Genomic DNA, 24669 nt, shown 5'->3' with positions numbered 1-24669 from the left:
TTCCCAACCGGGCAAACGTTTTGGCCTCGGCCTGTCTCAACCCCTGATGATGCCGGACAACCCCAAGGGCCATGGCGGCCTGAATGTTGTCAGGGTTCTGGGTCAGGATCTCTTCATAGATAGCTGCGGCTTTCGCGTATTTTTTTTTCGGCTTCGTAAAGCGCTCCCAACTCGAATCGCGATTCAATCAGTCGCGGTTCCAACTGCAGGGTCTTTTTGAAATAGGTTTTGGCCGCAGTACTGTCTCCATTGATGGCGCTGATGCGCCCCAGATAGAAATACCCGGCGAAGGCGCCGGGAAAATGGGCTACCAACTGCCGGTAAACCTGCTGGGCCCGATCCCACTGTTCCTGGTCCATGTAGATTCCGCCAAGCATGAGATAAATAGCCTGCTGTGTCGGATCGATGGCGAGTACCCGCGAGAAGGCGTCCGCGGCGTGTTCCAATTCCCCTTGATTCTGATAGATTCGACCGATGAGGATCAGCGCCTCAACATCATCGGGATGACTGGCCAGGACATCTTCCAATAGCTCAATGGCGGCCCGGAATTTTTTTTTTCAATAGCCACATCCCGGCCAATTCGCGTTTCAGATAGGCGGAAGCGGGATCCAAGGCGATGGCCGCCTGCATGATTGAAATGGCCTGATCGATGTTCCCCTGCTTTAAAACGATGTGGGCTTTGGCAAAAAGGTAGTAGGCATTGACGGGTTGTTCTTTTCCCGCAGGCAGATGGGGGGTAGCGGGCGCGTTCAATCCCTGGCCGGTTGGACCGCAAGCGCCCAGCAATATCATCCAAAGCATTACCATACACCATCTAATATGCTGTTTCTTCATTTTATTATTGGCTTTCAGCAAGATTGTATGCATCAGCAGGCCGAACGGCAAAGCGGATGGATGAGGAGATCAGGAGACATCTTCGGTGTAGGTCTCAAAATCGGGAATTTCCTTTTTAAAATAGTCACGCATTTTTTTAACCACATTCTTCTCCACCTGTCTTACCCGTTCGCGAGAGATACCATATTTATCACCGATCTCCTGAAGGGTAACCGGGGTGTCGGAAAAGATGCGCTTATCGAAAATCTCCAATTCCCGGTCGGTCATCTGGGTTCTGAAAGTGGCAATTTTTTCGTGGAGCAAAGACTCCATCTCCTTTTTGGCAACCGTCTCCTCGGCAGAATCAGACTCTGTGCTCATGAACTCGATACGCTCGGTGTCGGAATCTTCCTTGAGCGGCGCATCCAGCGAGATATCCCATCCATCGAGACGTTGGTCCATATCCACGATTTCACGTTCAGAGACACCCAAACGCTGGGAAAGCAACTTCGGTTTGGGATCGAATCCCTGCTCGATGAGCTTTTGTTTCTCTTTCTTCAGCTTAAAAAAAGCTTGCGCTGCCCCTGCGTCGTGCCGATCTTAACCAAACGCCAGTTATCCATAATGAATTTAAGAATATAGGCTTTGATCCAAAATGAGGCATAATAGGAAAATTTGACATTCTTATAGGGATCGAACTTTTTCACGGCCTGCATCAGTCCGATATTGCCTTCCTGAATCAGGTCCAGTAGATTCTGCATCCAAACCCGCTGGAATTCCAAGGCAATCTTAACAACTAGGCGCAGATTGGAGGTCACCAAACGATAGGCCGCTTCCTGATCGCCATGTTCCTGGACCTGTATTCCGAGTTCGACCTCCTCTTCTCGGGTCAACAGGCTATAGCGACTGATTTCCGTCAGATATCGCTGAAGAGGGTCATACTTGACAACGGATTTTTCAGACGGTTTTCCGCTGTTCGGGCCGTTGGTTTCGCTTTCTTTTGAACTTTTGGCTTGTTTTTTTACCGTTTTCATTCACCTACCCGGAAGTTTGCGATGTCCCTCGTGGCAGCATGGTGTTTTGATCGCCCTGGGGAAACCTTTTTTCATGTAGACTTTTGGGTATCGTTGTGTTATTTATTCTTTTTTTTATATGCGCCTGTAGCTCAGCTGGATAGAGCAACGGACTTCTAATCCGTAGGTCGCAGGTTCGAATCCTGCCAGGCGCGCCACTTGATTCGGGGGCTTACAGCCTCCTTTTTTATGCTTATCCTGCCCCGTCACATCACTTACCAAAGTTAATTAGCATAACATATTCTTACGCTATTTGAAAAAGGATAATTGATGGGCGCTCAGGGCAATCGCATTTGGATCGGTGCAGCCGGTGATGGCGGTGGCGGCTTCAAGAGAAGTGTCGTTTCTGCTGTGGGAGAAGCCGAGTTGCAAGAGAAAAGCGATGGGCAGCAGCGTGAGCGCCCAAGAGTGCTTAAGGTCGGTGGCGGATGCAGGGCCGACCGACCGGTAGCAGCAGGTCGAGCCGAAAACGGAAGTTGGCGTGGGTATACGCGAAAATCAAACGATGCATGACTTCTTTACGGTCCGGTCGCTTCATATGCAAGTTTCGGCCGGACCGTCCTTTTAACGGACTTATTCGACAGGCCGGAGCTTAAGAATGTTTTTGGCCCGTTCGATGAGCTGTTCGCCTTTAAAGGGTTTGACGATATAATCCTTGACACCCATTTTGACAATCTGCATGACGTTTTCTTTTCCGGATTCAGCCGTCAGCATGATCACCGGGATATCTTTCATGGTGCTCTCCGCCTTGAGCTTGCCCAGCATTTCGATACCGGTCATTACCGGCATGGTAATGTCCAGGATGATGAGGTCAGGCTGTTCCTTGGCGGCAATGGCCAGGCCTTCCACGCCGTTCTCACCTTCAAAAAGTTCACAATTATATGGTTTAAAGGCCTTCTTAACGATCATCCGAATGGTTTTACTATCGTCAACCGTTAGGATTTTATACGCCATCACTTACCTCCAGGATTCATGATATTGGTTTTCAATGGATTTTGATTCTGTAGTATCGGTTTTCGGTAGGCTTACTTTAGTCAAATGTCGAAAAAAAGTCGCATTCCCGTGGAGACATCAAACCACATGAAAAAGGGTGGTTACTCTGTCCATCTTCGCCTGAAATTCATTCATCACCGTCTGAATGGCGGATTCATCCAATCCCAGAGAATACCCGATCCGTTCATCGATCCGATAAGATGCGTCGTCCACCCCGAGGCTGATCTCCATCTTACGACAGATGCATCGGCCAAATAGACAATGGAGGCCTCGGTAAAGCAACCGTCTGCCGAAAGCGGCGTATGATAATAGCGGATAATGCATTGCAGCAATGGCGGGAGATTCCATTTCTTGGCCAGAAGCCCCCCCACCTGGGCGTGGTCGAGCCCCAAGACCTGGCGTTCCGCGACCATGAAAGAGGTATCCTGGGTATTGGCCCGTTCGACAATTTGGGGCATGGCTGACTTGACATACTGATCGATGGCGATCTTGCCGATATCTCGCAAAAGCGCACCGGTAAAGGTCAGACCGGCACATTTCAAGCCTTTTTTTTCGGTAATATCGTTGGCCACAATGGCAGCGCAGACCGCGTTTTGCCACAATGCCCCGCGACCCAGCCCATAGCCATCGTGTCCCCCCTTGAACGTTTCTCCACAGCTGACCAGCAGAACGAGATCCACCACCTGCGTCATGCCAAGGTAAATAATGGCCTGCTTGGCATCCTCGATTTTTCCTGGCAACCCGAAATAAGCGGAGTTGGCCAGTTTCAAAAGATTGGCGGTCAAAGCGGGTTCATGACGGATGATATCGGCCAGATCGGACATGCCGCAATCAGGATCGTCCAATAAGGTGAGCACTTTTCCGGCGACATCCGAGATGGGTTTCAGCTGATCGATCTCTTCAAGGATGGAGGCAATCGTCGTCATCATTTCGCTTTCTTCCAATAGTCGAAAAACGTCTTTATTGACCCGCTGGATCAGTCGACAGCATAATCCAGCAATTCGCGCAGTTGGTCTTTTTGCTTGGCATTGAGTCGCTTGAAACGAAGCGCATTGGTTCGGGTCATGCCTTTTTGTGCGCCCCCCCTCCGCCCGGCAAGGAGGGGGACGGGCGCATAGGGAATATTATGCATGTAGATTCCCTGCTCGGTCATCAATAGGTCCAGCTGGCAATCTTGCATGTCCCCATGCCGCTCGAATACGCCATTGAAGGAAATTCCGCCGAAACTGATATCGGCCACCTCGCTGATCAAGTCCGAATCGGATTTGTAAAGGACCATGGCGATCTCACCGATACTCATCTTTTCATGATGGCGCAGTCGATCACACAGATCGCTTCGCAAAATCGCCAGTGTGCCACGCGGCATAAGATGGCGCTTGTGTTTCCGGCGTTCGAGCATTGAATTCTCCTATCGGAAAAACGTGATGGTTATTCAGGGAACGGGATTGAAATCGATCATGCATTTTATCTGCCATTTTTCAAAATACGTTCATCGACTGCACGATTTATCATCAATCCAGAAACAATATCCAATGATAGCGGTCGCTATCGACAGTTTTTCCAGCTATCGGCAACCGCCATCGGTCCGATGGTCAGGTGGGGGGATCAAGGCATGGATTGAAAACAAACAAAAAATTGGCGGCGGGGTGACGGAATTTTGATCTTCTCTTCGTCAGGCTCGGACCATGGGAATAATCTTCAGGCACGCGCCCGTCGATTGCCATGACCGTCAAGAAGGATGGGCAGGTATGAAACGAACACGACGCGACGCGATCAATTAATGGCAACCATGCGAACGTCCAGCGGCGCCGGATCCGTATCCCCGATCTCGACCTGGGCCTCCCATTCATAGTAGTCTGGTAGGCTCAGGCGGACTTCGTAATGTCCAGGGGAAAGAGCGACGTCCAAGGGCGTGTTCCCCTTGAACAGGGAATCGATGAACACCTGTGCTCCCACCGGGGTGCTGTTGATCGCTAATTTGGCGGTTGATTGCGGAGCCTCCACGGGGGGTGTTTTAGGGGGGGCGGCGGCGGTGTTTTGCGCAGCATCTGAATGCCGATCATGGCCACCGCCAGGGTGAGAAGAACGCCGGCCAGCGCGGCAAGCACTCGTTTTTTGGAGGCAGCCGCCTTGACCGGCCGTCGGGTCATTTCCGGGAAAGGGTGGCTGTCGCTATCCAGACACCGCTTCAATGCGGCGGCCATGGCTTCCCCGGTCTGAAATCGATCCTCCGGTTTCTTCGCAAGACTCCGTAAAATCAGGTCGGCCAGCGTGCGACTGCCGCAGCCACCAAGGGCCATGGGATCCGGTGGCGCCTGATGGGTGATCGATTGAAAAATGGCGGCGATATTGCCACCATCAAAAGGTCGCTGCCCGGTCACCATTTCAAAGGCGATCACCCCCAGGGCATAAAGGTCCGACCGGCCGTCAGCCGTTTTGCCGAGTACCTGCTCGGGTGACATATAAACAGGTGTGCCGAGGATATCACCGGCCTGGGTCTGTTGGGCGGCATCGGGATCTTCAATGCGCGCAATGCCGAAATCGGTCAATTTGATCCGGTTGTCCGGTGTCAAAATAATATTGGATGGTTTGATGTCGCGGTGGGTGATTCCACGACCGTGGGCGTATCCCAACGCTTCGGCAACCTGGGAACAGATGTTCACCGCCTCCTCCACCGGAAACCGTCGCCCTTTGATCACATCGTTAAGCGGACGCCCTTCCAGATACTCCATGGCGATGTAGATCGTTCCATGATCCTGGCCGACATCGTAAACCGTGACGATATTCGGATGGGTGATTCGGCCGATCGCCTTGGCCTCGCGTAGAAAACGGACAACGAATTCCTGACTGACCACGCGATCCTCCCTGAGAACTTTCAAGGCAACCATTCGATCAATCTGCGGATCATGGGCTTTGTAAACCACCCCCATGGTCCCCCTTCCCAACTCCTCAATTATTTCATATCGACCGTATTTCATATTCAACTTCAGGGGTTAAGGGGCTGTTAAAAAATCCGTCTAAGCGATTGCCGCCAGTACAACCGTAACATTGTCTTTACCACCGGCCGCTTTGGCCAAATGGATGAGCGCGCTGGTTTTCTGGTCCAACTGCCCCTTGGCAGCCAGCACGTCATGAACCGCCCGGTCATCGACCATATCCGTCAAACCGTCGCTGCACAGCAGAAAAAGATCCCCGGGCTGTTTTTTACCTTTAAGCATGTCCAGCGCCACAGTGTCGTTGACCCCAACGGCCCTTAGAATGACGTTGCGCAATACATGCCGACGGGCTTCTTCAGGTGAAATCAGGCCCTGATCCAATTGTTCCTGCACCAGCGAGTGGTCCTTGGTCAGTTGTTTGAGCAGGCTGTTTTTCAATCGATAGGTCCGCGAATCGCCCACATGACCGATGATGAAACGTTCATCGGAAAAGGCCAGCAATTCGGCCGTGCAACCCATTCCGTGGTCCTGGGGATGGCGCTCCACATGTTTGAGGATTTTATCATTGGCCAGTCTGAATGTGGCCTGTACCCGCGCAATGGTGTTCTCCTCCGAGCATCCGTCGTGACCCTCGAAAACCGATCGGGCCGTCTCGGCAAAAATCCGGCTGGCCACTTCCCCGGCAGCAGCCCCGCCCATACCATCGGCAACCAGGCAATATCGAGAAGCCTCGTTGATGTGGAACACGTCCTCATTATTGCTGCGGACATTCCCGACATCCGTCATTCCATGATACATGATCGTCGGTAAATTCTGTAGCACCTGAATTGACCTTTCACTCCCGGTTGGCACAAGTGACCCGTTCTGTTTTTATTCCTTCGGCGATGGATGAGGGTCTTGGACAATACTTCCGGTATCCGGGCTCCCGAAATTAGCCTGCATGAAAAATGCCATATCTGAATCATCAAAGGTGAATCCCATTTGATTCTTTAGTTCCAGCAGGTCCTCATGCAGTGCACTTGCTGTTTGATACCGCTTTGCGGTGGATTTTTCCAGACAACGCATGACAATGTCATTCAAACCCTGGGGGATGTCCGGTCTCCGGTCGATGATGGGTGGAATCGTCAGGTTCGGGATCGTCCGGATCGCCTCGATATCGTTACTGAAACGATACAGGCGTTCACCGGACAGAATCTCATAAAAAACCAAACCGAGGGCATAGATATCGACCTGGTGGGTCGCTTCCTGGCCCATGGCCTGTTCGGGAGAAAGGTAGGAGAGCTTGCCCTTGATCACTCCCGCCTGGGTCAGAGAGGGCTCGGAACTGGCCTTGGAGATCCCGAAATCACTGAGCTTGACCTCTCCGTTCAGGGAGATCAGAATATTCTGGGGACTGATATCGCGGTGGATGATGTTCAGCGGTTTACCGGTCCGGTCATCCCTGCGGGTATGGGAATAGTGCAACCCGGTGCTGATTTTCAAAATCAGAAAAACAGCCATGTCCACCGCGAGTCCTTTTTTCAATGCCCCCATGATCTCGGCCAGGTTCTTGCCTACCACATACTCCATGGCGATAAAGTAGCTATTTTGGATCTTCCCGAAATCGGCGATCTGGACCACGTTGGGATGTTGCAACAAAGCCGCCAGGCGGGCTTCACGGATGAACATGTCAATAAAATCGCGGTTATCGGCCAGATGGGGAAGCACCTTTTTTACCGCCACCGTCTTGCGGAATCCATCCTCCCGCAGATAGTCGGCCTGATAGAGCTCCGCCATCCCACCCTGAGCGATTTTGCGCGTCAATACATAAGGCCCGATACGGGTCATACCCTGCATGGCTTGCACCTGCTTGCGCTTGCGAATACGGATGGTCCGTTCCACAAAAAAAAGGATGACGGCGATGATGACGGCGCTGATCCCCATCAGCAGGAACATGTTCCAACGCAGGGCGTGAAGTTGGGTCGCCAGGTTCCGCCCCTTCCAGCCGATCGATACGCCACCAATCCTCACGCCGGCGTAAGTGACATCGCTGCGGAATAAAATGATCGGCATGCCCTCGCGCAACCGTCCGGAGACGATCTGAACCCCCCGGATCGTCTCCAGGGGACTTTCCCCATCCAGCTTCGCCACCTCGCCCCCGATCCTGGCCGACGCCGAGTGGGCGAGGATCTTTCCCTGGTGGTCGGTAATGGCGGCAAACTGAGTCTCCGGCATCTCCATCATTTCGCGAATGGCAACATTCAGCTCAAGCAAATCGGAGGATAGAATCGGCGCGCCACTCTTGCCGGCAACCCTCAGGATCAAATTGACACCGCGATTGTAAAAGGCCTCGCGGGTGTTATCGATTTGGGTCTGAAAAAGAAAAACCGTCGTCAGATTCAAAAGCATCCATATGGCGATGGCGATGAGCGTATGGCGTCTGACCAACGATCCGGACATGAATGTGTTTACCTTTTCGGCGATGGTGTGAGATGTCGTTGTGGAGAGTTGCTTTATCCACATCAGGGTTGTTATGGTTTTATCACCGACTGTCATGCTACGTTTCCTTGCTGCCTTCTGCAGGGTGCCGGGCTCGGGAGCGGCCTTGCGCGTCGGTCAACGTTTTGATGATATCAACACAACGCAGATAGATTTTTCGACGCAGCCAGTCCAAGTCGCCGCGAAGGCACATTTCACTCAGGGTCACGACGCGGGTAGATTCCGCCGGCACCGTTTTGACGCGGCGGGTTGCCGAATGGTCAATGGGGTGGAATGGTGGGTTGCCGTCAGCCAGAGAGGTTTGGTTCAATGGGTTCTGGCAACCGCACAGCGGACAGACCATGATTTCCCCCCCATCCGTTCCGGCCGCCCTGCCACCGGACCAGGCACGCAGCTGGTCGCGGGTCGCCATCACCAACGGCCGTATCCCTCGAAAATCCATTACCAGCAGGATGCCCCCCATCAGCAGAAATGAAACCAGTGCCGTGAGAAAAAAAGCCGTGCGCCAAGCCCCAACGGCGTTGGTATCCTTGGCCATCAGGACTTCGCCGATCTTCGTATCCGCGTAAAGGATATCCGCGGAGAAACAGATCGCCGAGGTCCCGTCCAGCAGACGACAGGGCCGGTAAGTGACGTTATCCTGTCGATCCACCGATGCGGATGGCATTGGCAGCAACCGGTCGACATCAGCGAAGGTGATGATTTTATACTTATGATCGATGATGAACACATTGAGCACCCCATGGAGACGGCCAAGCTCCTGGGCCAATCGGGTGAGCGCCTGGATGTCATGTTCGAGCAGGGGTAACGCGGCTTTCCCGGCATAGGTCCCAACCGTTTGGATGCCGGAGGCGATGACCCGCTGGGTCAACCGGTCTGCTTTTGCGGCAAGCAGGAAGTAAACCAGAACAGCGATGACCCACCACACCAACAGGCAGGTGAACCACCGGCTTTTATGGATGACGCCGGGGTGAGGCCGGTTGCTCACGTCGAAGCTCCTTTTCACTTCCAAGTGATCCGTTGGAGGGGCGGTTGTTGTCCGGAATCATTGCGGGAGCGTCCGCAGGAATGACCACTCCCGTCTTCCTCCTGAATCCCATAAAATGGCTCAATTTTCCCCGTTTTGATTAAAATTACAATAATACCAATGGATTGTCAAGGATCTTATCTTGTCCCAAAAGGGATTGCGACAAGTCCCTGTCCGGCTGTGCGGATGTCATGGCGGTAGCCCGGATACCTATTGCCGCTATTGAATTCGACCGCACCCTATGATAGATAAAGTAAAGATATTCTTGAAAGATAAAACAACGCGCGTCTTTTTATATGATTGATGAACGCGTAAAAAGTCGCATTTCCGATGGATTCGTAAAAAGCCCGAGATCAAGGCTTGCGAATCCTGAGGAATGAGGTGTACTTAGCGTACTCCGCAATGACGAAGGATACGCGTAACGCCGATATCGGGCTTTTTACGAATCCATCAAGATTGTCTTGGTGCTTGCCGATCGCCTCGACTGATTCCGGAGCAACGAAGATGGCCCTGTACGGCTCACATTACGGCCGCGCTTACCGCGGTGTATCGCTCGCCCTGATCGGTATGGCCGTTCTTGCCGGTTGTGCCGGCCCGGTGGGCATCGGACCGCTGCCGGGTTCCACGGTCTATCGATCATCCGAACGGGTCCTGCATCGCTTTCAACCGGGCGAGACCCCCGCCATGTTGGCAGCCAAATACTTGGGGGATGCAGGGCTGGCCTGGATGATCGAGGACGCCAACCCAAAGGCGGCATTCACGCCGCAGCAGCTTGTGGTGGTTCCATTGACGATCGCCAATCGTGCCGGCATCGGCGAAAACGGCTATCAATCGGTCCCGATCCTGTGCTATCACCGCTTTGCCAAGACTTGTGATTCGTCCCTGTGCATGCCCGCGGATATTTTTGAGCGCCAATTGCGCTACCTCAAGACAAATGGTTACCGCGTTATTGGCGCTGACGCGTTGTTGGACTTTTTGCAGTATCGCCGGGCAATACCGAAAAAAGCCGTCATGATCACCATGGATGACGGCTACCGATCCACATTTGACGTGGCATATCCATTGCTGAAAAAATACGGTTTCACCGCGACCCTGTTCATCTACACCGATTACGTGGGCGTATCCCGCCAGGCGATCACCTGGGATCAGTTGCGTGAACTCAAGCGCGAGGGGTTTACCATCGGCTCTCACTCCATTGCCCACAGCGATCTTTCCAAGCCGAAAAACGGCGAAGACCGGCATGCTTACATGATCCGATTACAACGTGAAATTATCCATTCCAAACAGATCATCGACAAGGCGTTGAACCAGGACACGATCGCGTTTGCTTACCCTTTCGGTCGACGCAACCCGGCTGTTGTTTCACTTTCACGGCAGGCCGGCTATCAAATGGGCATGACCGTAGATCGCGGTAGCAACCCGTTTTTCGCCGATCCCTTTACGGTCCGGCGAGATCAGATCCTCAAACGTGACATGGGTCTGTTCAGCGCCCGGCTAAAAACGTTCACCAAATTTTGAGCAAAGTGAGTTTGCCATGAAACACAAATGCTTATCGCTTGGTGGGATCCTGATGCTGCTGTTTCTTCTGGGATGTCAGGCAGCGGTCTCCCGGGATGCCGACCAGCAGGCCAACACGTATATCGAAAAGGCACAGGCGTTTGAAAGTCAAAACCATTGGGTCGAGGCACTCGAGCAATACAAGTTGGCACAAACCATCGACCCCCACCTTGCGCCTGTCAATGACGCCATCGTGCGCATTGAAGCCCGGTTGACGCGATTGGCCGATGCACATTACCGGGCCGGTCTGCAATTTCGCGACAAAGGCAAATGGGACCTGGCCAAAAAAGAATTCATGAAGGCGCTGTATTATCGTCCGGAACATACGGATGCCGCCGCCATGCTGCAAGGCCGATCGGCAACCGGTGACGGCGCGTATATCATGCATACGATCGCGCCCGGGGAAAGCATCTCAAAACTGGCAATCAAATACTATGGCGATTACCGCAAATACCCTCACATTGCCAACTTCAATAACATGGCCGATGCCACACAGGTCAGAGTGGGGCAAAAAATCATGATTCCGGTGATCGAAGGCGTTTCTTTGGAAGATTTGAGGCGGATCAGTCAACATGTGAAAGTGCCGCGACTCGAAGATCGGCCCGCCCCGCGTGAGCGATCGCAAGTGCCAGTGGCAAAGCCAGCCGAGCACGAGCCGCCGGCGCCCACAGCACCACCCGCAACACCGCCATCCACCATGCCGCCACCCGCTACGCCGGACGATCCCATGGTCGAGTACCGCAAGGCCGGCATCGCGCTTTTCAACGCCAACAAATTTAAGGGCGCCATCACCGAACTGGAGAAAGTTCATGATGCCGACCCGCAAGACACGACCACGACGTCCTATCTGTCACGCGCCTATACGGAAGTGGGACGGCAACACCTGTCCGCAGGCCGATTCAAGGACGCCAAGGGCGCCCTCACCACGGCTCTGGATTACGATGCAACCTGCCAGCAATGCCGCGAGCTGCTCGAGCAATGCCGCCGCGGAGAATCCGAAGGTTTAATCGCCGCGGGGCAAACGCACCTGCAACAAAAAAAATTCGACAACGCCATCACCACACTCAAGCAGGCCGCTGCGGTGGATCCCGAAAACGGAAAAATCCGTCAGGTGATGTCTCAAGCCTATTACCAAAAGGCGCTAACCCTATATGACAGAAAAGATTACCTGGCCGCCAAAAACAATTTTGAAAACGCCCTGGCCGTGAACCCGGATTGTCAGGCGTGCCAGGAAAATATTCAAAAAAGTGTGGAAACGTACAAGGCCTACCACTACAACCAGGGAATTGTCTATTTTGGCAAACAGGAACTCAAGCAGGCCATTGCCGAATGGCAAAAAGTCGTCGCCGTGGATCCCGGCTACAAGGATGTCAGCCAGAACCTGAAAAAGGCCCGGCAGCTGGATGAACGGCTGGAGATGATCAAGCGGGGGTCGGATTGACGCACATCCCTTGGAAGAAATTCCCTTGAACCAACCGGCCCTTTACGGCTATAGTCACTTCAATTTCAACCCGACAGGCCCTTTTGGGCTTTCAAAGAAAAGCGCTGCAGGTGGGTTAACATGCCCCAGATGCCGGATATCACCATTCAATTGATTCACATCCAGGGCCCGTTAAAAGGGCAAATTCAGGATTTTTCACAGTTTCCCGTTCAAATCGGGCGGCACCCGTCCTGTGAGGTTCGTTTTGACAAGGACCTGACCACGATCTCGCGGCGGCATGCCCGGGTCGAACGCCAGGGAAACCGCTTTCGCATCATCGACACCAGCACCAATGGCACCTATGTAAACGGAAAACGCATCGCCGACGTCTATCTGCGGGATGGTGATGTAATCACCTTTTCCGAAAACGGCCCCAAAGCCAGCTTTCTGACCAAGATCGAAACCAGCCGGATTCCGGCCGCATCGCCCGCGCTTTCCACGCCTGCCCCCCCTCAAGCGCCATCGCCGCAATCCGTTCCCGCTCCGCCCGCGTCACATGCACCGGCAGCCCCCCCCCAGGAGTCGCTACCGCCACCCGACGCCAGGCTTACCGTCGGTCCTGCCATGCAGGAACCGAGCGTCAGCACCACGGCACCGCTGGTCATTCAATACGGTCCGACCCTGCAATCCTTCAACCTGTTACCGGTTACCGTCGGGACCGATCCGACATGCGAATTTGTCATTGACAACAATGCCCTCGCCGGGCGTCATGTCCAGATCTTTTTCAGTGAGGGAGAGTACTACGTGAAGGACTTGACCGGGCGAAACATGGTCTGCATCAATGGGCGACCGGTGGGCTTGCAGATGGCCCTGGCCCAGGGTGCGGAACTGGCCTTGACCAGCCAGGGACCCAAATTCAGGTTCCTTGGTGGTGGACGCCTGGCAGAAGTCCAGGACCCAACGGCCGAGCCGCTGGAGAAGACCGATGTGGACCCCAACGCCCCGGACTTCGACAGCGCGCCCTCGGTGCCCCGTCAGAAATCGAAATCCCTGTTCAAGAGTTTTTTCAAATAATCCTTCCTACGGGAAGCAGGAATCACCGGCATCACCCAACGGTTTGACACCCCATTTACGGCTCCGCCGATGCCAGGGGGTTGTCGAAATCAAATCCGAAAAGCCGGGGATTCTCACCGATGACGGCGGCGGTGAAGATGTAGAACACATAATTGTAGGTTTCGTCCGGGATTTTGTCCCGATAGGTGGTGATCAGCTTCCAGAAGTTGCGTTCCCTGGGGTCTTCCGGCAGGGTCTGGATCAGCTTGATCACGCGCCGCTCCCCCCAGTTGTAGGACGCCATGACCAGCAATCCCGAAGCCTGAGCATCCGTGGTATAAATATCCCGTAGATAGCTGGCGGCGGCCCGGGTCGATTTTTCGAAGTCATGGCGCTCGTCCTCGGGATCCATGATCCCATCGTCCTTCCATGGACCGACGCGCAGCCCATATTTCTCTGCGGTGGAGGGAATGAACTGCCACATGCCCTTGGCATAGCCGAAGCGGGTGGCCGGTCCGACGGCATCCGGATCCAGGTTGCTTTCCTGTACGGCCAGGTAAAAAAACTGAATGGGAAGGTCTTCATCGCGCAAGTCGGATACAATCGTGGGAATGTATCCCATCTCGATGGCCCGATGAATGACCCGTGGGAATCGCTTGCTGGACTTCCATTTCTGGATGTATTCGGAAACCTCGGCCACGAACCCCTTGGGCATGTTGATCTCGCATTCGCCGAAGCGGTGGGCCATGCGCATGATGGTCTTTTCCTGCTCGCTCAACCCCTCGCCATAGATGCCGAGGCTGTCCACATACCGGCCATAGCTCTCCTCGAGCTTCTGCTTGCGCGCCTTGGCCTCGCGGATCTGCTTGCCGGCGGCCTCGGACTTGCGCTGCTCGGCGTCCATGCGCAGTTTGATCAGGTCGATCTCAAGGCCGCGCATGGTATAAAAAATTTCGGCGGCCAGTTTGCGCTGGGCCGTGATTTGGCTGTGTTTATACCAGGCAACGGCCCCGGTGACGATTAATAGCATGACCACGACACCGATGATGACACCATAGGTCAGGCGCTGGCGCTTCTGCACCTCGCAAAGGCCCGGCGGACCATGATCGTGTGTTCACCGGCGGTCTGGTCAAGGGTTTTGCCGAAATAGTGTTCCTTGTAATGGTCCAGGTCGAGCTGAACGGTTGTGGCATGCGTCGTGGCCGGGCTTTCAGGCCTTTTGGGGGGATCCGGTGGTACTGGCATTACCGGAGTCACTTCGGCGCGCAACACGTCGAAGGCCAGCAGCGGCCCGGCGGCGCCCAGGCGGATCTGTCCGGTGCCAAAAAGCACCGCCCGTTCGATGCGCTGGCCGTCGATAAAAATGCCATTGGCACTCTGCCGATCCTGGATCCACCATTGCCCCTCTTCCCAGAAAACATCGGCGTGCCGGCGGCTGACCACGCTCTCCGGAATACAGACCGCGCACGCCGAATGGCGGCCGATGGTAAAGGGTTGGTTGAATTCGAGGGATGTTCCCTGGGCAAGGGTGATGCGCAGGACAGCAGGTGCGGATGCGTTCATGGTCACGGTCGGCTCAATGGTTCCATGGGTCTCGACGTCCGGTCGGGGAGCCCCCTACCCCACACCGAGGATTTTTTCTGTCGGTATCCCGGCGCCCGCCAGGCGAACAGCGGCCTGCCGGGATGACGGATGGCCAATTCCATGGCGGCAGCGATACGCTGGCGCTGGTAAGCGGTCTTAAGGGCAGCCTGAAGGGCCTCATCGGTCATCGGACGTCCCAGAAAATAGCGGGTGCCTGCTGTGAATTGCCCCTTGTTCGCAGCCCACCATGCTTCAATCAAATCCGGGGCCGGCCAGGGCAGATCCTCATCCGGGTCCATGGCCACGTTCTCGTCGGCCGGATCTTCCGTAGGCCCCGCCGCAAACCCTTCCGGCGCATCCGTCTCCAGGTCGTCAAAGGCCAGGTCCACCCCGGTTATCATGGAAAACGCCTCTCCGGCCGGCCTGGCCAGATCCGGGATGTGCATCTGTTCGAGCAAAAATGGAATGCCCGCCGGATCACCCATCGCACCCATCGCGGCCATCCGTTGATGCCGCTTGTGCGGTTGCCGCCATATCCGTTCCAGCCAGCGGGCGGCATCCTGGATCGGCAGGCTGCGGACGGCGATAAGACACGCCTCGGCGGCATAGGGGCTCGCGCTTTCGGCAAGGGCCTGCAAAGCCCGCAAGCCTGACGGGTCGTTCAGCAGCGTGGCCGACCAGGCGGCATAAAAACGGCACTTCGCGTCCTCATCCTTCAGGTGGTCGGCCAGCAAGGCGAGAAGTTCGCTACGACCGAGTTCGCCGACGGCCTTGAGCGCCCTGGCCCTTACTGTTTCATCCGGATCCTGGACCAGGCGGGCCAGCAAGGGACCGGGCGGTTGGCGGTGTACGCCGAAAGCACCCAAGCCGATGAGCCGTAAAAAGGGCAAATCGGCCTCCATGAGCCGACGGGCCGGCTCGGCAATGCGGTCGAAGTCGATCCAACCCAGGGCGGAAACCAGGGCGCGCTGGAGATCGGTCTCCATCTCCACGGCCGCCAGCATGCTGTCCATGCGATCGGGGTCCAGGGATTCGAAGGCCATTACGCCGGCGGTAAAGATCTCCCCCGCCTCCTCAAGCGCCATGGCCGCTTGGCAGATCTCCCATCCATCCGCGCCGGCAATGCGTAGGCCATCCAGGTTGGCTTCGACGCTGCCGTCCAGATGGGCCAGATCGGACAGATCGTAATGGGGTTCAGATACGGCACCATTACGAAGGATCCAGTTGAAGGCCACCTCCTCGGCATGCTGTTCAATGATCATTCGAATGGTGGGCATCTTTCTTCTTCACTTTCGAAATGGAACTTCTCATATCATTGATATGGGATTGTCACCCCTATCATTTATTGGTTGTCGATAAAAGCATATTGTTTCCAACGCTTACCATCATATCTCAAAAGGCATTCGTTGCCGCAGGCCCACAACTGAGACTTATTCGATGCCATGCGATAGAAAGCCAGTGGACCGTCCAATGGTATATCGACCTTTGACAGCTGATCGTTTTTTATTTTAAACAATGCCTCCTTGGTGCACGCATACACCTCCCCTTGAAAACTTTCCATATCCCAAAAGGTAACGGATTTATCCGGATCGGTAAGCGGTACCCACGTATTCTTGGATCCTCTGTAAAGGCCGTTTCCATTTCCACAAAGATAGACTTCGTCTTTGTTTATACAAAGAACCCGCTGCAGACCGAGGTTGGTGGGTGAATCCATCAGCTTCCACGAGACGCCGTCATAATGAAAAATCACGCCATTCAAACCAACGGCATATATGTCATCCTGCGAAAGGCCATCAATGCCAAGAAGGATTTTGGCTTCGCCCGCTTCACCGGGAACGTAAATGCCGTTATCGAAAGGCGTCCAATGGCCGTTCTGTTCCACATGGACTTGATGATGTCCGCCAACTGCATACCAATGGCCTGCGATCTGCCGCAGATCCATCAAGAAGCCGTCCCTTTTCTCGGCAATTCTTTCAAATTTCACATCCGTTGCCGTGGCGATACGGTACAACCCACGATTTCGTTCAAGAAGAAGGCATTCTCTCTTGATCGTCTTCGATCCTGGCTTGAATCGTATGGCATGCGAAATACCCGATACGTTTAGGCTCCCCCAAACACCTTTGTTGAAAGAAAGAAATGCCGTTCGCTCGTCGTCCGTATTTTCCAGGGCGTAGTAATGACCGGTAAGGACGACAATATCATCGTCTACAATATCCAGACCGGTAAAATAGAGTGCTCCCAGTTTTCTCTTTTTTTTCATAAAAATGCTCCTTAGAACCCAACGTTACCGGCCGAATCCAGCTTATCAAGTACCAGCCCCGCCCGATCTTCCTGAGCATTGAGTTGGGCATTTTGACTAATGGAACCATCTTTGTTCTTCAGGCAATTTTTATAATAGTTGTCCAGTTGCGCCTTGATGCAATCCTGTTGCTTTTGTGTGGGTTCCTTTCCACCATTCACCCCGGCAGCAGATTTCGCCGCAGCGTCTCTGGCCTTTTTATAGGTCATTTTCCCCTTCGGGGATTTTTGAGCTTCACCATATTCGATGGGATCGAATACCGAATGACAATCCCGGTGGGTCCCATCATACTGGTTTTCATTGTTGACGCATACGCACGGAGCATTGTCATGGCTGCAGCCTTTTGCATAAGCCGGGTTCCCCCCCGCGGTTGTCCGGGTTCGCAGACATCTTCCCGGGATAAGATGATGCCCCGTCATCGGTGGACTTTTTCGACCGCAACTAAGTGTTTTTTCACCGGATTCATCTTTGCTTTTGTAAGGCACCAATTTAAAATCCTGACTGATTCCGGCGCATGGGCCGCCTGCGGCGAAAGCCATGCTGTCCGCATATGGCCAGGGCGTCGTATTTGATGGAAAGGAGCCATGATTATGCGTCGTCAGATCTAAGTGCCGAACGACATTTTGTCCCTCAACCTTGACATCCATGGACCATACGGTGAAAAAAGCCTTCCCTTTGGTCTTACTGGTAACGACGCCTTTTTTCGGCGCAGAACCGGCTTCATCGCCGGAGGATGTTTTAAAGTAGGACTTATTTTTGAGCATCACTTCCTTGCCCGAGATCTTGACCTTCTTGCTGCCCTTGGTCGCATCCGAAGCAAAGGCATTGTTCGGGTAAGGAATCGGCACGCCTGGTGGAGTGGCCGGTGTTTGCGGCGGGGTGAAACAGACATCGGGGAAAGCGGCCAGCGCCTTGCCGTCAGCGGCTTTGCAGGAAATCTCCCTGCCGTTGGCGAAGACATTATTTCCCATTAATCCGTTCCTTTCAGCTCCGGTTGACGATGATGGCGGCCCGTTGGGAGGCATCGTTTGCAAAATGGCAGAGAATACCGTTTCCTTTGGCGTAGCTTTTTTTAAGGCAGCAGCAGCCACGCACAGCACCACGGGCACGATGGCCGCACCGGTCTCGCCAATACATTCAGCCGGATGCCAGATATCGAATTCTTCTTTCCTGACCCGCAGCAGACGGGTCAGCGCCAGGGCCGCTTCCTTGAAACCATACTGTTCGCCGCTTAGGTCGCAGATACGAAAATCCAGCGCACCCATGTCGCATCCGGCCATGGCGAGGGCACTTTTGATGGCGGCAACCATACCGTCCGCTCGCAACGGTTCCTCCGAAACAATGGTTGCCTTCTCACTGCCAAACCCGATGCCGGTGATGGTGACAGGGGCAGTGGGGGCATTGGCCTTCAAGGCCAATCGTACAGCAGCGGCGGCCTCGCCGGGAATGAAGCCGTCGGAATTGCTGTCGGTGAGAAGACGCTGATTCTCTTCCAGCCCGCTTAGCGTACCGGCGGTCAGGTAACTGTCCGTCCCGGCAACAATGCAGTAGCGCATTCCGGCGCGAGTCAAGAGGTCGATGGCCGTCTGGATAGCACTGGCACCGCCGACTTTGCCCTCGGCAATCAGGGTAGAGGAAGAATGGAATTGGACACCCAGGTCTTCCTGAACCTCGGCCAGTAGCAGGTTGTCGATGCCAGCGGTTCTCCCCGGCCGTTCCCTTTCCGCCACGCAGAGCAAAAGGGCCGTATGGGCCAGATCGGTCGGCTTCAAATCCAGGATACATTCGCGGATGGCACCAGCAGCCATTTTCAGCAGTTTGGTACGCCCCCGCCAGGCTCTTCCAGAGGCACCTGGGCCGCCATGATCCAGTTACCGGTGCCGTCCATGAAGCGCGTCTCGGAAACGTTGGTCAAGCCGCAACGAACCGCCGCGCAGGCGGCCGGCGCGCTGAGTCCGACCGATGACACCATTCCACAGGCATCCACCGCGACGGCAACCATTTAGCGGTCCTCCTGGGCTTCATCGTCGTCCTCATTGTCCATATCGATCAGCGGGAAAACCGGTTCCTCACGCGATCGAGCGCGTTCCAAGTCATGAGGATCACGTCCCACAACCACCAGTTCCATTTCCAGCATGTTACGCTTGAGGGGCAACGCGGTCCGGCAGGTGACGCTGAAGCGCTTCAATTCCGGCTCGATCACCACGGTATCCACCACGGCCAGGTTTTCGGCCTCCTCGCCATTTTTGCGGAAAAACCAGACCATCGCATTGACCTTGGGGAAAGGAAACCAAAACCGTTCCTGGTCGGTCAGGTTCATCAGTGCCACCGGCTCGCCACCAGTTGGATAAGGCACCTGTTGATCGACGGGTGCGGCCTGGAAATAGGCTTCGTCAAAATCGGCCGGCAGGAAGGGGAAGACGTTGTCCAGCCATTCCTGGTCATAAGTACCGGCCAGGGCCGCGCGCGGCTGCCACCCGCGGCCGATGGGCCCGAAGGACATGGGACGGTATTCGCCGTTGGGTTTTTAATCGGCTGATTGACCGCCTCGGTGTTGGGCAGGGGGTTCCCGTCGATCAAACGGGAATCCAGATGCTGGTGGAACCCCACGCCCACGGGATTTTCCATCATGGCAACGTGTTTTGCAGGATCCGCAGGAATGCGATCCACCCCACCGAAAGCACGGTCATAGGTAATCGGCAGGGTAATAAATGGACGCGGCGGAGTCGTTCCAAGGGATAGCAGGCCATTTTGCCAAAAGCGATCCCCCACGACCACAAAGGATTTTTGCATGCTGCCGAATTGCAGACTCACCGGCACCCTGCGCACCGGTTGGCGATGGGGAGCATGGGCCGCACCGTTGAGCAGGATATCGCAACGAGGCTTGAAGTAGGCGTAGTCGCTTTCAACCAGGGGTGCCGACAGGCGGGATCTCCGGTAAAGGTGTCGGCCTGCACCAACGGCAGCTGATTCTTGGACAATCGGGGCACCTCGCCGCTATTCGGGAAATCGTAGGTCGCCTTGACGCAGACCACCAACAGTTCCCGGCCGTCGGGTTTCATGCCCATCGTATATCCCGCCACCATGTCCGTGACATTGTCCAGCCGCATCGTTTTGCTCCGGTCCGTCCCTATACGGAAATAATCTTTTAGTCAGTGCCCATCCAGAAATAGGCAAATTGGGTCGAGATCAAGGCGCCCGAAAAATTTTACCGGAGGCATATGGTTGATATTCCGAGGATAAAATTTTTCGGGCAACGCAGATATCGGACAAATTGGCCATTTCCGGATGGGCACTAGTTGATCTGCACCGACCCGCCCTTGATCCGATTCACCCCCGATGACCGGTTGAGCAGATACGCGCCGCGAATCAGCACCTTGCCGGCGCGGGTCAAGGTGATACTGGCCTTGCCACAGCGCAGGACAATCTCTTTATTGGCATCAAAGGTCACCGTCTCGCCGTCGATACGCACCTCGTCCAGATCGTTGCGCCGGACACCGATTGCCGGCGGCGGCGCTGCCAGCGTGTCGCAGATCAGGTCCACGATCAACGGCCGTCCGGGATCATTCTCCTCAAAGGCCAGCATCACCGGCGGCAGGTTATCCCTGTCGGCCGTGTGCAGGTGCCCGACCACGCCGGCGGTCAGACGGGCCTTCACCGGCCCCCCGGTCAAATTTCCGGGAAAGTCCACCCAGACGGATCCCGTTTCATCGATGCGATCGATCGTTCCGGTTTTGATGCCGCTAATCTGCGGCACGCGCCCCAAGGGACTGACTTTTTCCGCTACCGACCCTGCCATATCAGTTCTCCAGTATCTTGGACCCCTTGATGGTGATGTTACCGGAGCCCTTGATGTTGATCTTCGCCCCCGAGAGCGTGATGTCACCGTTCTTCTTCAGGGTGATCGTGGCCTTGCCGACCTTGATGGTCAACTGATCCTTTATATCGATCACGCCCTTCTTCTTGCCCGCCAACGAAAAATCGTCGCCGGCCGTCAGGGACATCTTTTCTCCCGAGTTGATGGTGATGTTCTTGCCCGCCGACTCGGAAATATCCTTGGCGGCGTCCACGGACTTGTTACTGCCAATGGATTCACTGCTGTCCTTACCGACGAGGACCGATTTGGCCGCGCCGATCTCTTCGGCCTTGGCCGCCCCAACGGTTTCGTTCATGGCCGCGCCGACCGAGACCTGGTAGGCGGCGCCAATGGTCAGCTCCTTGGCCGCCCCAATGGTTTCGGCCTTGTTGACCCCGACGGTCTGGGACATATTGGAGCCCACAGCCTCGGAATGGTTGCTGCCCACGGAGATGGTCTTGTTGACACCGATCGTCTCGCTTTGGTTGTTGCCCACCGTTTTGGTGCGGTCGTGGCCGACACTCATGGTTTCATCGTTCCCGATGGTCTGGCCCTTGTTGTTCTTGATCAGGATGTTCCAGTCCTTCTCACCCTGGAGATAGACCTCCTCTTCGCCCTTCTTGTCCTCGAAGCGAAACTCGTTGTAACCACCGCCCCCCTTTGAGGAGTTGGACTTGATCGTGCTCTTGGTCTTTTCGGCCGGCAGCCCATAGGGCGGCTTGTTATTGCCATTGTAGACACATCCGGTAATGATCGGCCGGTCCGGATCGCCTTCGATGAATTCGACGATCACCTCTTGCCCGATGCGCGGGATGAACACCGCCCCCCAACTGCCGGCGGCCCAGGTCTGGCTCACGCGGATCCAGCAGGAGCTCTTGTCGTCCCGTTTGCCCTCCCGGTCCCAGTGAAACTGCACCTTGATGCGGCCATGTTCATCGGTATTGATTTCCTCACCCGAAGGGCCAACCACGACGGCGGTCTGAACCCCCCTGATGCGTGGCCTGCGGCTCCTTTGCGGTGGCCGGAAGGGCACGTCGGCAGGGATGCAGGTAAACGTATTACGGTATTCCTGGTCATAGGCATCCCCGAGTTCCTCCCATCCCTGCCGGGCCCGGTGGTCCACCGATACCAGCAGTAAATTCATCCCGTTCATCTCGCTGCGACCGTAACCGTCCAGCTGGAATTGGTATCCGGCGCAAAACCCCCGGCACAGGCTTGCGCCCTTGATGGCCGTGATCCCCACTTCCTCGGCCTCCATGCGCAGCTTGCCATAGCGTTCGCCGTCGTTGTACTCCATGTAATTCCCCGGATAGGCATAGATCTCACGCTGCCCGTCCACGGCATGGGTCTGGTCCTTCTGGGTGTTGGTGCTGACCAGCAAATTGGCATTGGGGGATTCGAAATTATAGTCGGTCAGGGTATACTGGGTGGGGGTGATGTTGCGTGCGCAGGTCAATTGCTCGATGAAATCTTCATCCAACAATTCCGTGCGGCTGGCGTGAAACCGGGCCGTTTCATGGCCCTCGCAGGCATCGCTTTTATCGGAAGCGTCGGACAGGACCATCACATGGCGGCTCTTCTCGTGGCGAAAATAGTAATGAATCCCCTCTTCCTCCAGCAGTCGCGAGACAAAGTTGAGGTCCGTCTCGTCGTATTGCACACAATAGGTTCGCTTATTCAGCGTTTGGCCAAGCTTCCATTCGCGGTCAATGAACCCCCGATCGGCAAAGACCTGATCGACAATCTCCTTGACGGTCTTTTCCTGGAAGATGCGGTTATTGGTCCACATGCCAAGCATCCAGGACCAGGGCACGATGGTGGCATGGTAGAATGCATGCCCGCCGAGCCCCTGTTCCTTTTCCGTGGTCCGATGGCCATGCTCGAAGGACGCCACAATACCGTTGATATAGCGTGTCCGGTCATCCCGCATGGAGACGATGATGGTGATCCGTTTGCCAACGATTTCCTCGAACGCCAAATCGGGATCCTCGCTGAACAGATCCAGTTCGAAGCGGAACCCCTCTGAAATGGTTTCGCCCCCATGATACCCGATGATGGCCAGAACATCAGGGCCAAAGGGCGTTTCAACGGTGATAAAACGATTGTCCGGTGCGATGCTCATGAAAGGTCCTCGACTGTTCCGGAAAGGTTTTTCGTCCGGAAACGCTGACCAGGATCGGTCGTTTTTATTGAACAGTTGGCAAAAACCCATCACCGGCGTGTACCGGGATGGATTGCGGTCGGAAAACGGTTCCCCAAAAGACAGGCAACTGCTTTTTTGCCTCGGTTACCCGCACCCGACGGGGATAAAAGCAGTTAACGGTGGAATTGCAAAATTGAGTCTCAATGTAGCAGGCGTCCCTTTTCTTGTCAACCTCAGCCTTTGGCCATTTATTGAAACATCGGGTAGTTATCCGTTCATTGAGGAATCTCTCGGCGCCCATTTCAAGAGTCTCCCCGCCGGCGCCGGCGAAGGCATCACCACGGCCCGGCCAAAGGCGTATCGGACATAGCCAGCGACCTCAACCTGGGCAGCACCGCCTGATCCCGCCCCTGCAGGCCGATCAGGGGCAGGACGCCGGATGCGATCATTTGCTGCAGGGCCCGCTCGCCCAGCGGCACCTCACAGCAAGGGGATAATGTCCTTTCACCGTCGCTGGTGTAAACATGCAGCGGCAAGCCCGCGATGTGGTTTTCCAGGTGGTGCATGAAATGCCATCCGGATTGGGCGAAACTGCGCCCCATGACCAGTGCCACGGCAAACGCCGGGTGCGCCCAAAGATAGTTTTCGTGAATCGGCGTTTCCGGCATTTCCTCGAAATCGAAGGCGTCCACCGGATCGGTGTCCACGCCATAGGGCAGCCGGATGAGAAAACGCGGCATGGCCAACCCGACCCAGGCCGCCTCGGATAATCCACGCATCACCTGCCAGGCCTGCGCATCGGTCCCGGTCGCCGTAGCGGTCCAGTCCGCCGGGTCCGGTGCTTCGGCAAGGTTGCGGCAATGGATGACCGAACCGTCGGCGGCGGCGACAAAGGCGGCGTTCAGCGCCTGTCCCAGAGCGCCGGCACGGGCCAGGATCACGGCGTCGGCGCGGGTCTTGGCAAAATCGTACAGGCCGAGCATCAGCGACCAGGGTGTTTGGCCGCCTTCGGCCGCTCCAGCGGTGGCCAGCTTTTTGTAAATCGATGTATCGGCCAGATCGTCGTTACCGGTAAGGCTGGCGGAAAATTCAGCCCGGGTCAGATCCAACAGATCGATCTGGAGCTGCTCGCCGGTCTCCAGGCGACGCACGATCCACCGCAATCCCCGCCAACGGGCTTCCAGGTTATGAAAATCGGGGTGGTGCAGGATCGCATTCATCATCCCGGCAATGGCGCGATCCACCCCGGCAACCATTTTCTCCTGCTCTTTTTCGATATCCGGTACCAGGTAGGGGCCGACCACCTGATCGAGAAAACGGTCCCAGTCGGATATCGGCCCGGATTCAGGGGCCTTTTCCGGCAACGCGTGCCGGCATCGAGGATCTGATCCAACAGGCCGCTGCCGGCCGAGGCCGGGGTGGGCGTCGCCGGGGCCG

26 protein-coding genes, 1 tRNA gene and 1 pseudogene are annotated in these 24669 nt (G+C 55.4%); 5 read left to right on the top strand and 23 right to left on the bottom strand.

What is annotated here, in order from left to right; genetic code table 11:
* Positions 1–113 precede the first annotated feature (113 nt).
* The 4 genes from JCM12296_RS03440 to JCM12296_RS50085 form a co-directional block, all read right to left on the bottom strand.
* Complete coding sequence (locus JCM12296_RS03440; RefSeq protein WP_054689871.1) at positions 114–527, bottom strand: tetratricopeptide repeat protein; 414 nt, start codon at positions 525–527, stop codon at positions 114–116.
* Positions 528–531: 4 nt separating this feature from the next.
* A complete protein-coding gene (locus JCM12296_RS03435) occupies positions 532–792 on the bottom strand; it encodes a tetratricopeptide repeat protein (RefSeq protein WP_218187954.1) in 261 nt (86 codons plus the stop codon).
* Between the two features lie 111 nt (positions 793–903).
* Positions 904–1275, bottom strand: coding sequence for a sigma factor-like helix-turn-helix DNA-binding protein (locus JCM12296_RS50090; RefSeq protein WP_422698519.1), 372 nt, complete (start codon positions 1273–1275; stop codon positions 904–906).
* Between the two features lie 95 nt (positions 1276–1370).
* Positions 1371–1847: a sigma-70 family RNA polymerase sigma factor gene (locus JCM12296_RS50085; protein WP_422698514.1), complete on the bottom strand. Its 477-nt coding sequence runs from the start codon at positions 1845–1847 to the stop codon at positions 1371–1373.
* 120 nt (positions 1848–1967) lie between these two features.
* On the opposite strand from JCM12296_RS50085, the gene JCM12296_RS03425 reads away from it, so the two are divergent.
* A tRNA-Arg gene (locus tag JCM12296_RS03425) sits at positions 1968–2044 on the top strand.
* A gap of 415 nt (positions 2045–2459) precedes the next feature.
* Here the strand turns inward: JCM12296_RS03425 and JCM12296_RS03415 are convergent.
* The 3 genes from JCM12296_RS03415 to JCM12296_RS03405 all read right to left on the bottom strand — a co-directional run bounded on the left by JCM12296_RS03415 (position 2460) and on the right by JCM12296_RS03405 (position 4278).
* The gene (locus JCM12296_RS03415) at positions 2460–2840 is read right to left on the bottom strand and encodes a response regulator (RefSeq protein ID WP_054689862.1); all 381 of its coding nucleotides are present in this window, start codon (positions 2838–2840) and stop codon (positions 2460–2462) included.
* A 173-nt stretch (positions 2841–3013) separates the two neighbouring features.
* Entirely contained in the window at positions 3014–3808 is a 795-nt protein-coding gene (locus JCM12296_RS03410) for an HDOD domain-containing protein (RefSeq protein ID WP_157067344.1), read from the bottom strand.
* 47 nt (positions 3809–3855) lie between these two features.
* Complete coding sequence (locus JCM12296_RS03405) at positions 3856–4278, bottom strand: hypothetical protein (protein WP_054689856.1); 423 nt, start codon at positions 4276–4278, stop codon at positions 3856–3858.
* A 25-nt stretch (positions 4279–4303) separates the two neighbouring features.
* Here JCM12296_RS03405 and JCM12296_RS03400 point away from each other — a divergent pair, with 25 nt between their 5' ends.
* Positions 4304–4540, top strand: coding sequence for a hypothetical protein (locus JCM12296_RS03400; protein WP_054689852.1), 237 nt, complete (start codon positions 4304–4306; stop codon positions 4538–4540).
* Positions 4541–4652: 112 nt separating this feature from the next.
* Here JCM12296_RS03400 and JCM12296_RS35820 read toward each other — a convergent pair whose 3' ends face one another.
* Genes JCM12296_RS35820 through JCM12296_RS03380 form a run of 5 tightly spaced genes read right to left on the bottom strand, consistent with a single transcriptional unit; the run spans position 4653 to position 9281 of the window.
* Entirely contained in the window at positions 4653–4823 is a 171-nt protein-coding gene (locus JCM12296_RS35820; RefSeq protein ID WP_172683754.1) for a PEGA domain-containing protein, read from the bottom strand.
* 29 nt (positions 4824–4852) lie between these two features.
* Positions 4853–5857, bottom strand: a complete 1005-nt coding sequence (locus JCM12296_RS03395; protein ID WP_083455783.1) for a serine/threonine protein kinase — start codon at positions 5855–5857, stop codon at positions 4853–4855.
* Positions 5858–5896: 39 nt separating this feature from the next.
* Complete coding sequence (locus tag JCM12296_RS03390) at positions 5897–6637, bottom strand: Stp1/IreP family PP2C-type Ser/Thr phosphatase (RefSeq protein ID WP_213181822.1); 741 nt, start codon at positions 6635–6637, stop codon at positions 5897–5899.
* A 48-nt stretch (positions 6638–6685) separates the two neighbouring features.
* The gene (locus JCM12296_RS03385) at positions 6686–8350 is read right to left on the bottom strand and encodes a serine/threonine protein kinase (RefSeq protein ID WP_054689845.1); all 1665 of its coding nucleotides are present in this window, start codon (positions 8348–8350) and stop codon (positions 6686–6688) included.
* 1 nt (position 8351) lies between these two features.
* Positions 8352–9281, bottom strand: coding sequence for a hypothetical protein (locus tag JCM12296_RS03380; protein ID WP_054689840.1), 930 nt, complete (start codon positions 9279–9281; stop codon positions 8352–8354).
* A gap of 543 nt (positions 9282–9824) precedes the next feature.
* Here JCM12296_RS03380 and JCM12296_RS03375 point away from each other — a divergent pair.
* The 3 genes from JCM12296_RS03375 to JCM12296_RS03365 all read left to right on the top strand — a co-directional run bounded on the left by JCM12296_RS03375 (position 9825) and on the right by JCM12296_RS03365 (position 13371).
* On the top strand, positions 9825–10838 hold the full coding sequence (locus tag JCM12296_RS03375; protein WP_054689837.1) for a polysaccharide deacetylase family protein: 1014 nt from the start codon (positions 9825–9827) through the stop codon (positions 10836–10838).
* A gap of 52 nt (positions 10839–10890) precedes the next feature.
* Positions 10891–12318 (top strand): LysM peptidoglycan-binding domain-containing protein, encoded by a 1428-nt coding sequence (locus JCM12296_RS03370; protein ID WP_054689834.1) that lies wholly within the window; start codon positions 10891–10893, stop codon positions 12316–12318.
* Between the two features lie 120 nt (positions 12319–12438).
* A complete protein-coding gene (locus JCM12296_RS03365; RefSeq protein WP_054689831.1) occupies positions 12439–13371 on the top strand; it encodes an FHA domain-containing protein in 933 nt (310 codons plus the stop codon).
* Positions 13372–13426: 55 nt separating this feature from the next.
* Here JCM12296_RS03365 and JCM12296_RS03360 read toward each other — a convergent pair whose 3' ends face one another.
* The 11 genes and pseudogenes from JCM12296_RS03360 to JCM12296_RS03315 all read right to left on the bottom strand — a co-directional run.
* Positions 13427–14431, bottom strand: coding sequence for a lytic transglycosylase domain-containing protein (locus tag JCM12296_RS03360; RefSeq protein WP_054689828.1), 1005 nt, complete (start codon positions 14429–14431; stop codon positions 13427–13429).
* Entirely contained in the window at positions 14410–14913 is a 504-nt protein-coding gene (locus tag JCM12296_RS03355; protein WP_054689825.1) for an FHA domain-containing protein, read from the bottom strand. The genes JCM12296_RS03360 and JCM12296_RS03355 overlap by 22 nt, the downstream gene beginning before the upstream one ends.
* Before the next feature lie 2 nt (positions 14914–14915).
* Positions 14916–16211, bottom strand: a complete 1296-nt coding sequence (locus tag JCM12296_RS03350) for a TIGR02270 family protein (RefSeq protein WP_054689821.1) — start codon at positions 16209–16211, stop codon at positions 14916–14918.
* Between the two features lie 65 nt (positions 16212–16276).
* The gene (locus JCM12296_RS03345) at positions 16277–17194 is read right to left on the bottom strand and encodes a hypothetical protein (protein WP_054689818.1); all 918 of its coding nucleotides are present in this window, start codon (positions 17192–17194) and stop codon (positions 16277–16279) included.
* A gap of 11 nt (positions 17195–17205) precedes the next feature.
* A complete protein-coding gene (locus tag JCM12296_RS41310) occupies positions 17206–18789 on the bottom strand; it encodes a PAAR-like domain-containing protein (RefSeq protein WP_218187953.1) in 1584 nt (527 codons plus the stop codon).
* A gap of 254 nt (positions 18790–19043) precedes the next feature.
* Complete coding sequence (locus JCM12296_RS41305; RefSeq protein ID WP_218187952.1) at positions 19044–19235, bottom strand: hypothetical protein; 192 nt, start codon at positions 19233–19235, stop codon at positions 19044–19046.
* A pseudogene (locus JCM12296_RS41300) lies at positions 19236–20146 on the bottom strand (DUF2169 family type VI secretion system accessory protein). It lies immediately after the preceding gene.
* Positions 20044–20343: a hypothetical protein gene (locus JCM12296_RS43345; protein WP_246803950.1), complete on the bottom strand. Its 300-nt coding sequence runs from the start codon at positions 20341–20343 to the stop codon at positions 20044–20046. Before JCM12296_RS43345 ends, JCM12296_RS41300 begins: the two are co-directional and overlap by 103 nt.
* 185 nt (positions 20344–20528) lie before the next feature.
* Positions 20529–21032: a DUF6484 domain-containing protein gene (locus tag JCM12296_RS03325; RefSeq protein ID WP_054689815.1), complete on the bottom strand. Its 504-nt coding sequence runs from the start codon at positions 21030–21032 to the stop codon at positions 20529–20531.
* Position 21033: 1 nt separating this feature from the next.
* A complete protein-coding gene (locus tag JCM12296_RS03320; RefSeq protein WP_054689813.1) occupies positions 21034–23211 on the bottom strand; it encodes a type VI secretion system Vgr family protein in 2178 nt (725 codons plus the stop codon).
* A gap of 356 nt (positions 23212–23567) precedes the next feature.
* On the bottom strand, positions 23568–24669 hold a 1102-nt coding region (locus JCM12296_RS03315; protein WP_172683753.1), incomplete at its 5' end, for a type VI secretion system contractile sheath domain-containing protein.

Source organism: Desulfosarcina cetonica JCM 12296 (assembly GCF_001311845.1).
Taxonomy (GTDB): domain Bacteria; phylum Desulfobacterota; class Desulfobacteria; order Desulfobacterales; family Desulfosarcinaceae; genus Desulfosarcina; species Desulfosarcina cetonica.
Note: the sequence above shows the minus strand (reverse complement) of the source record. Positions and strands in the feature narration are given on the sequence as shown.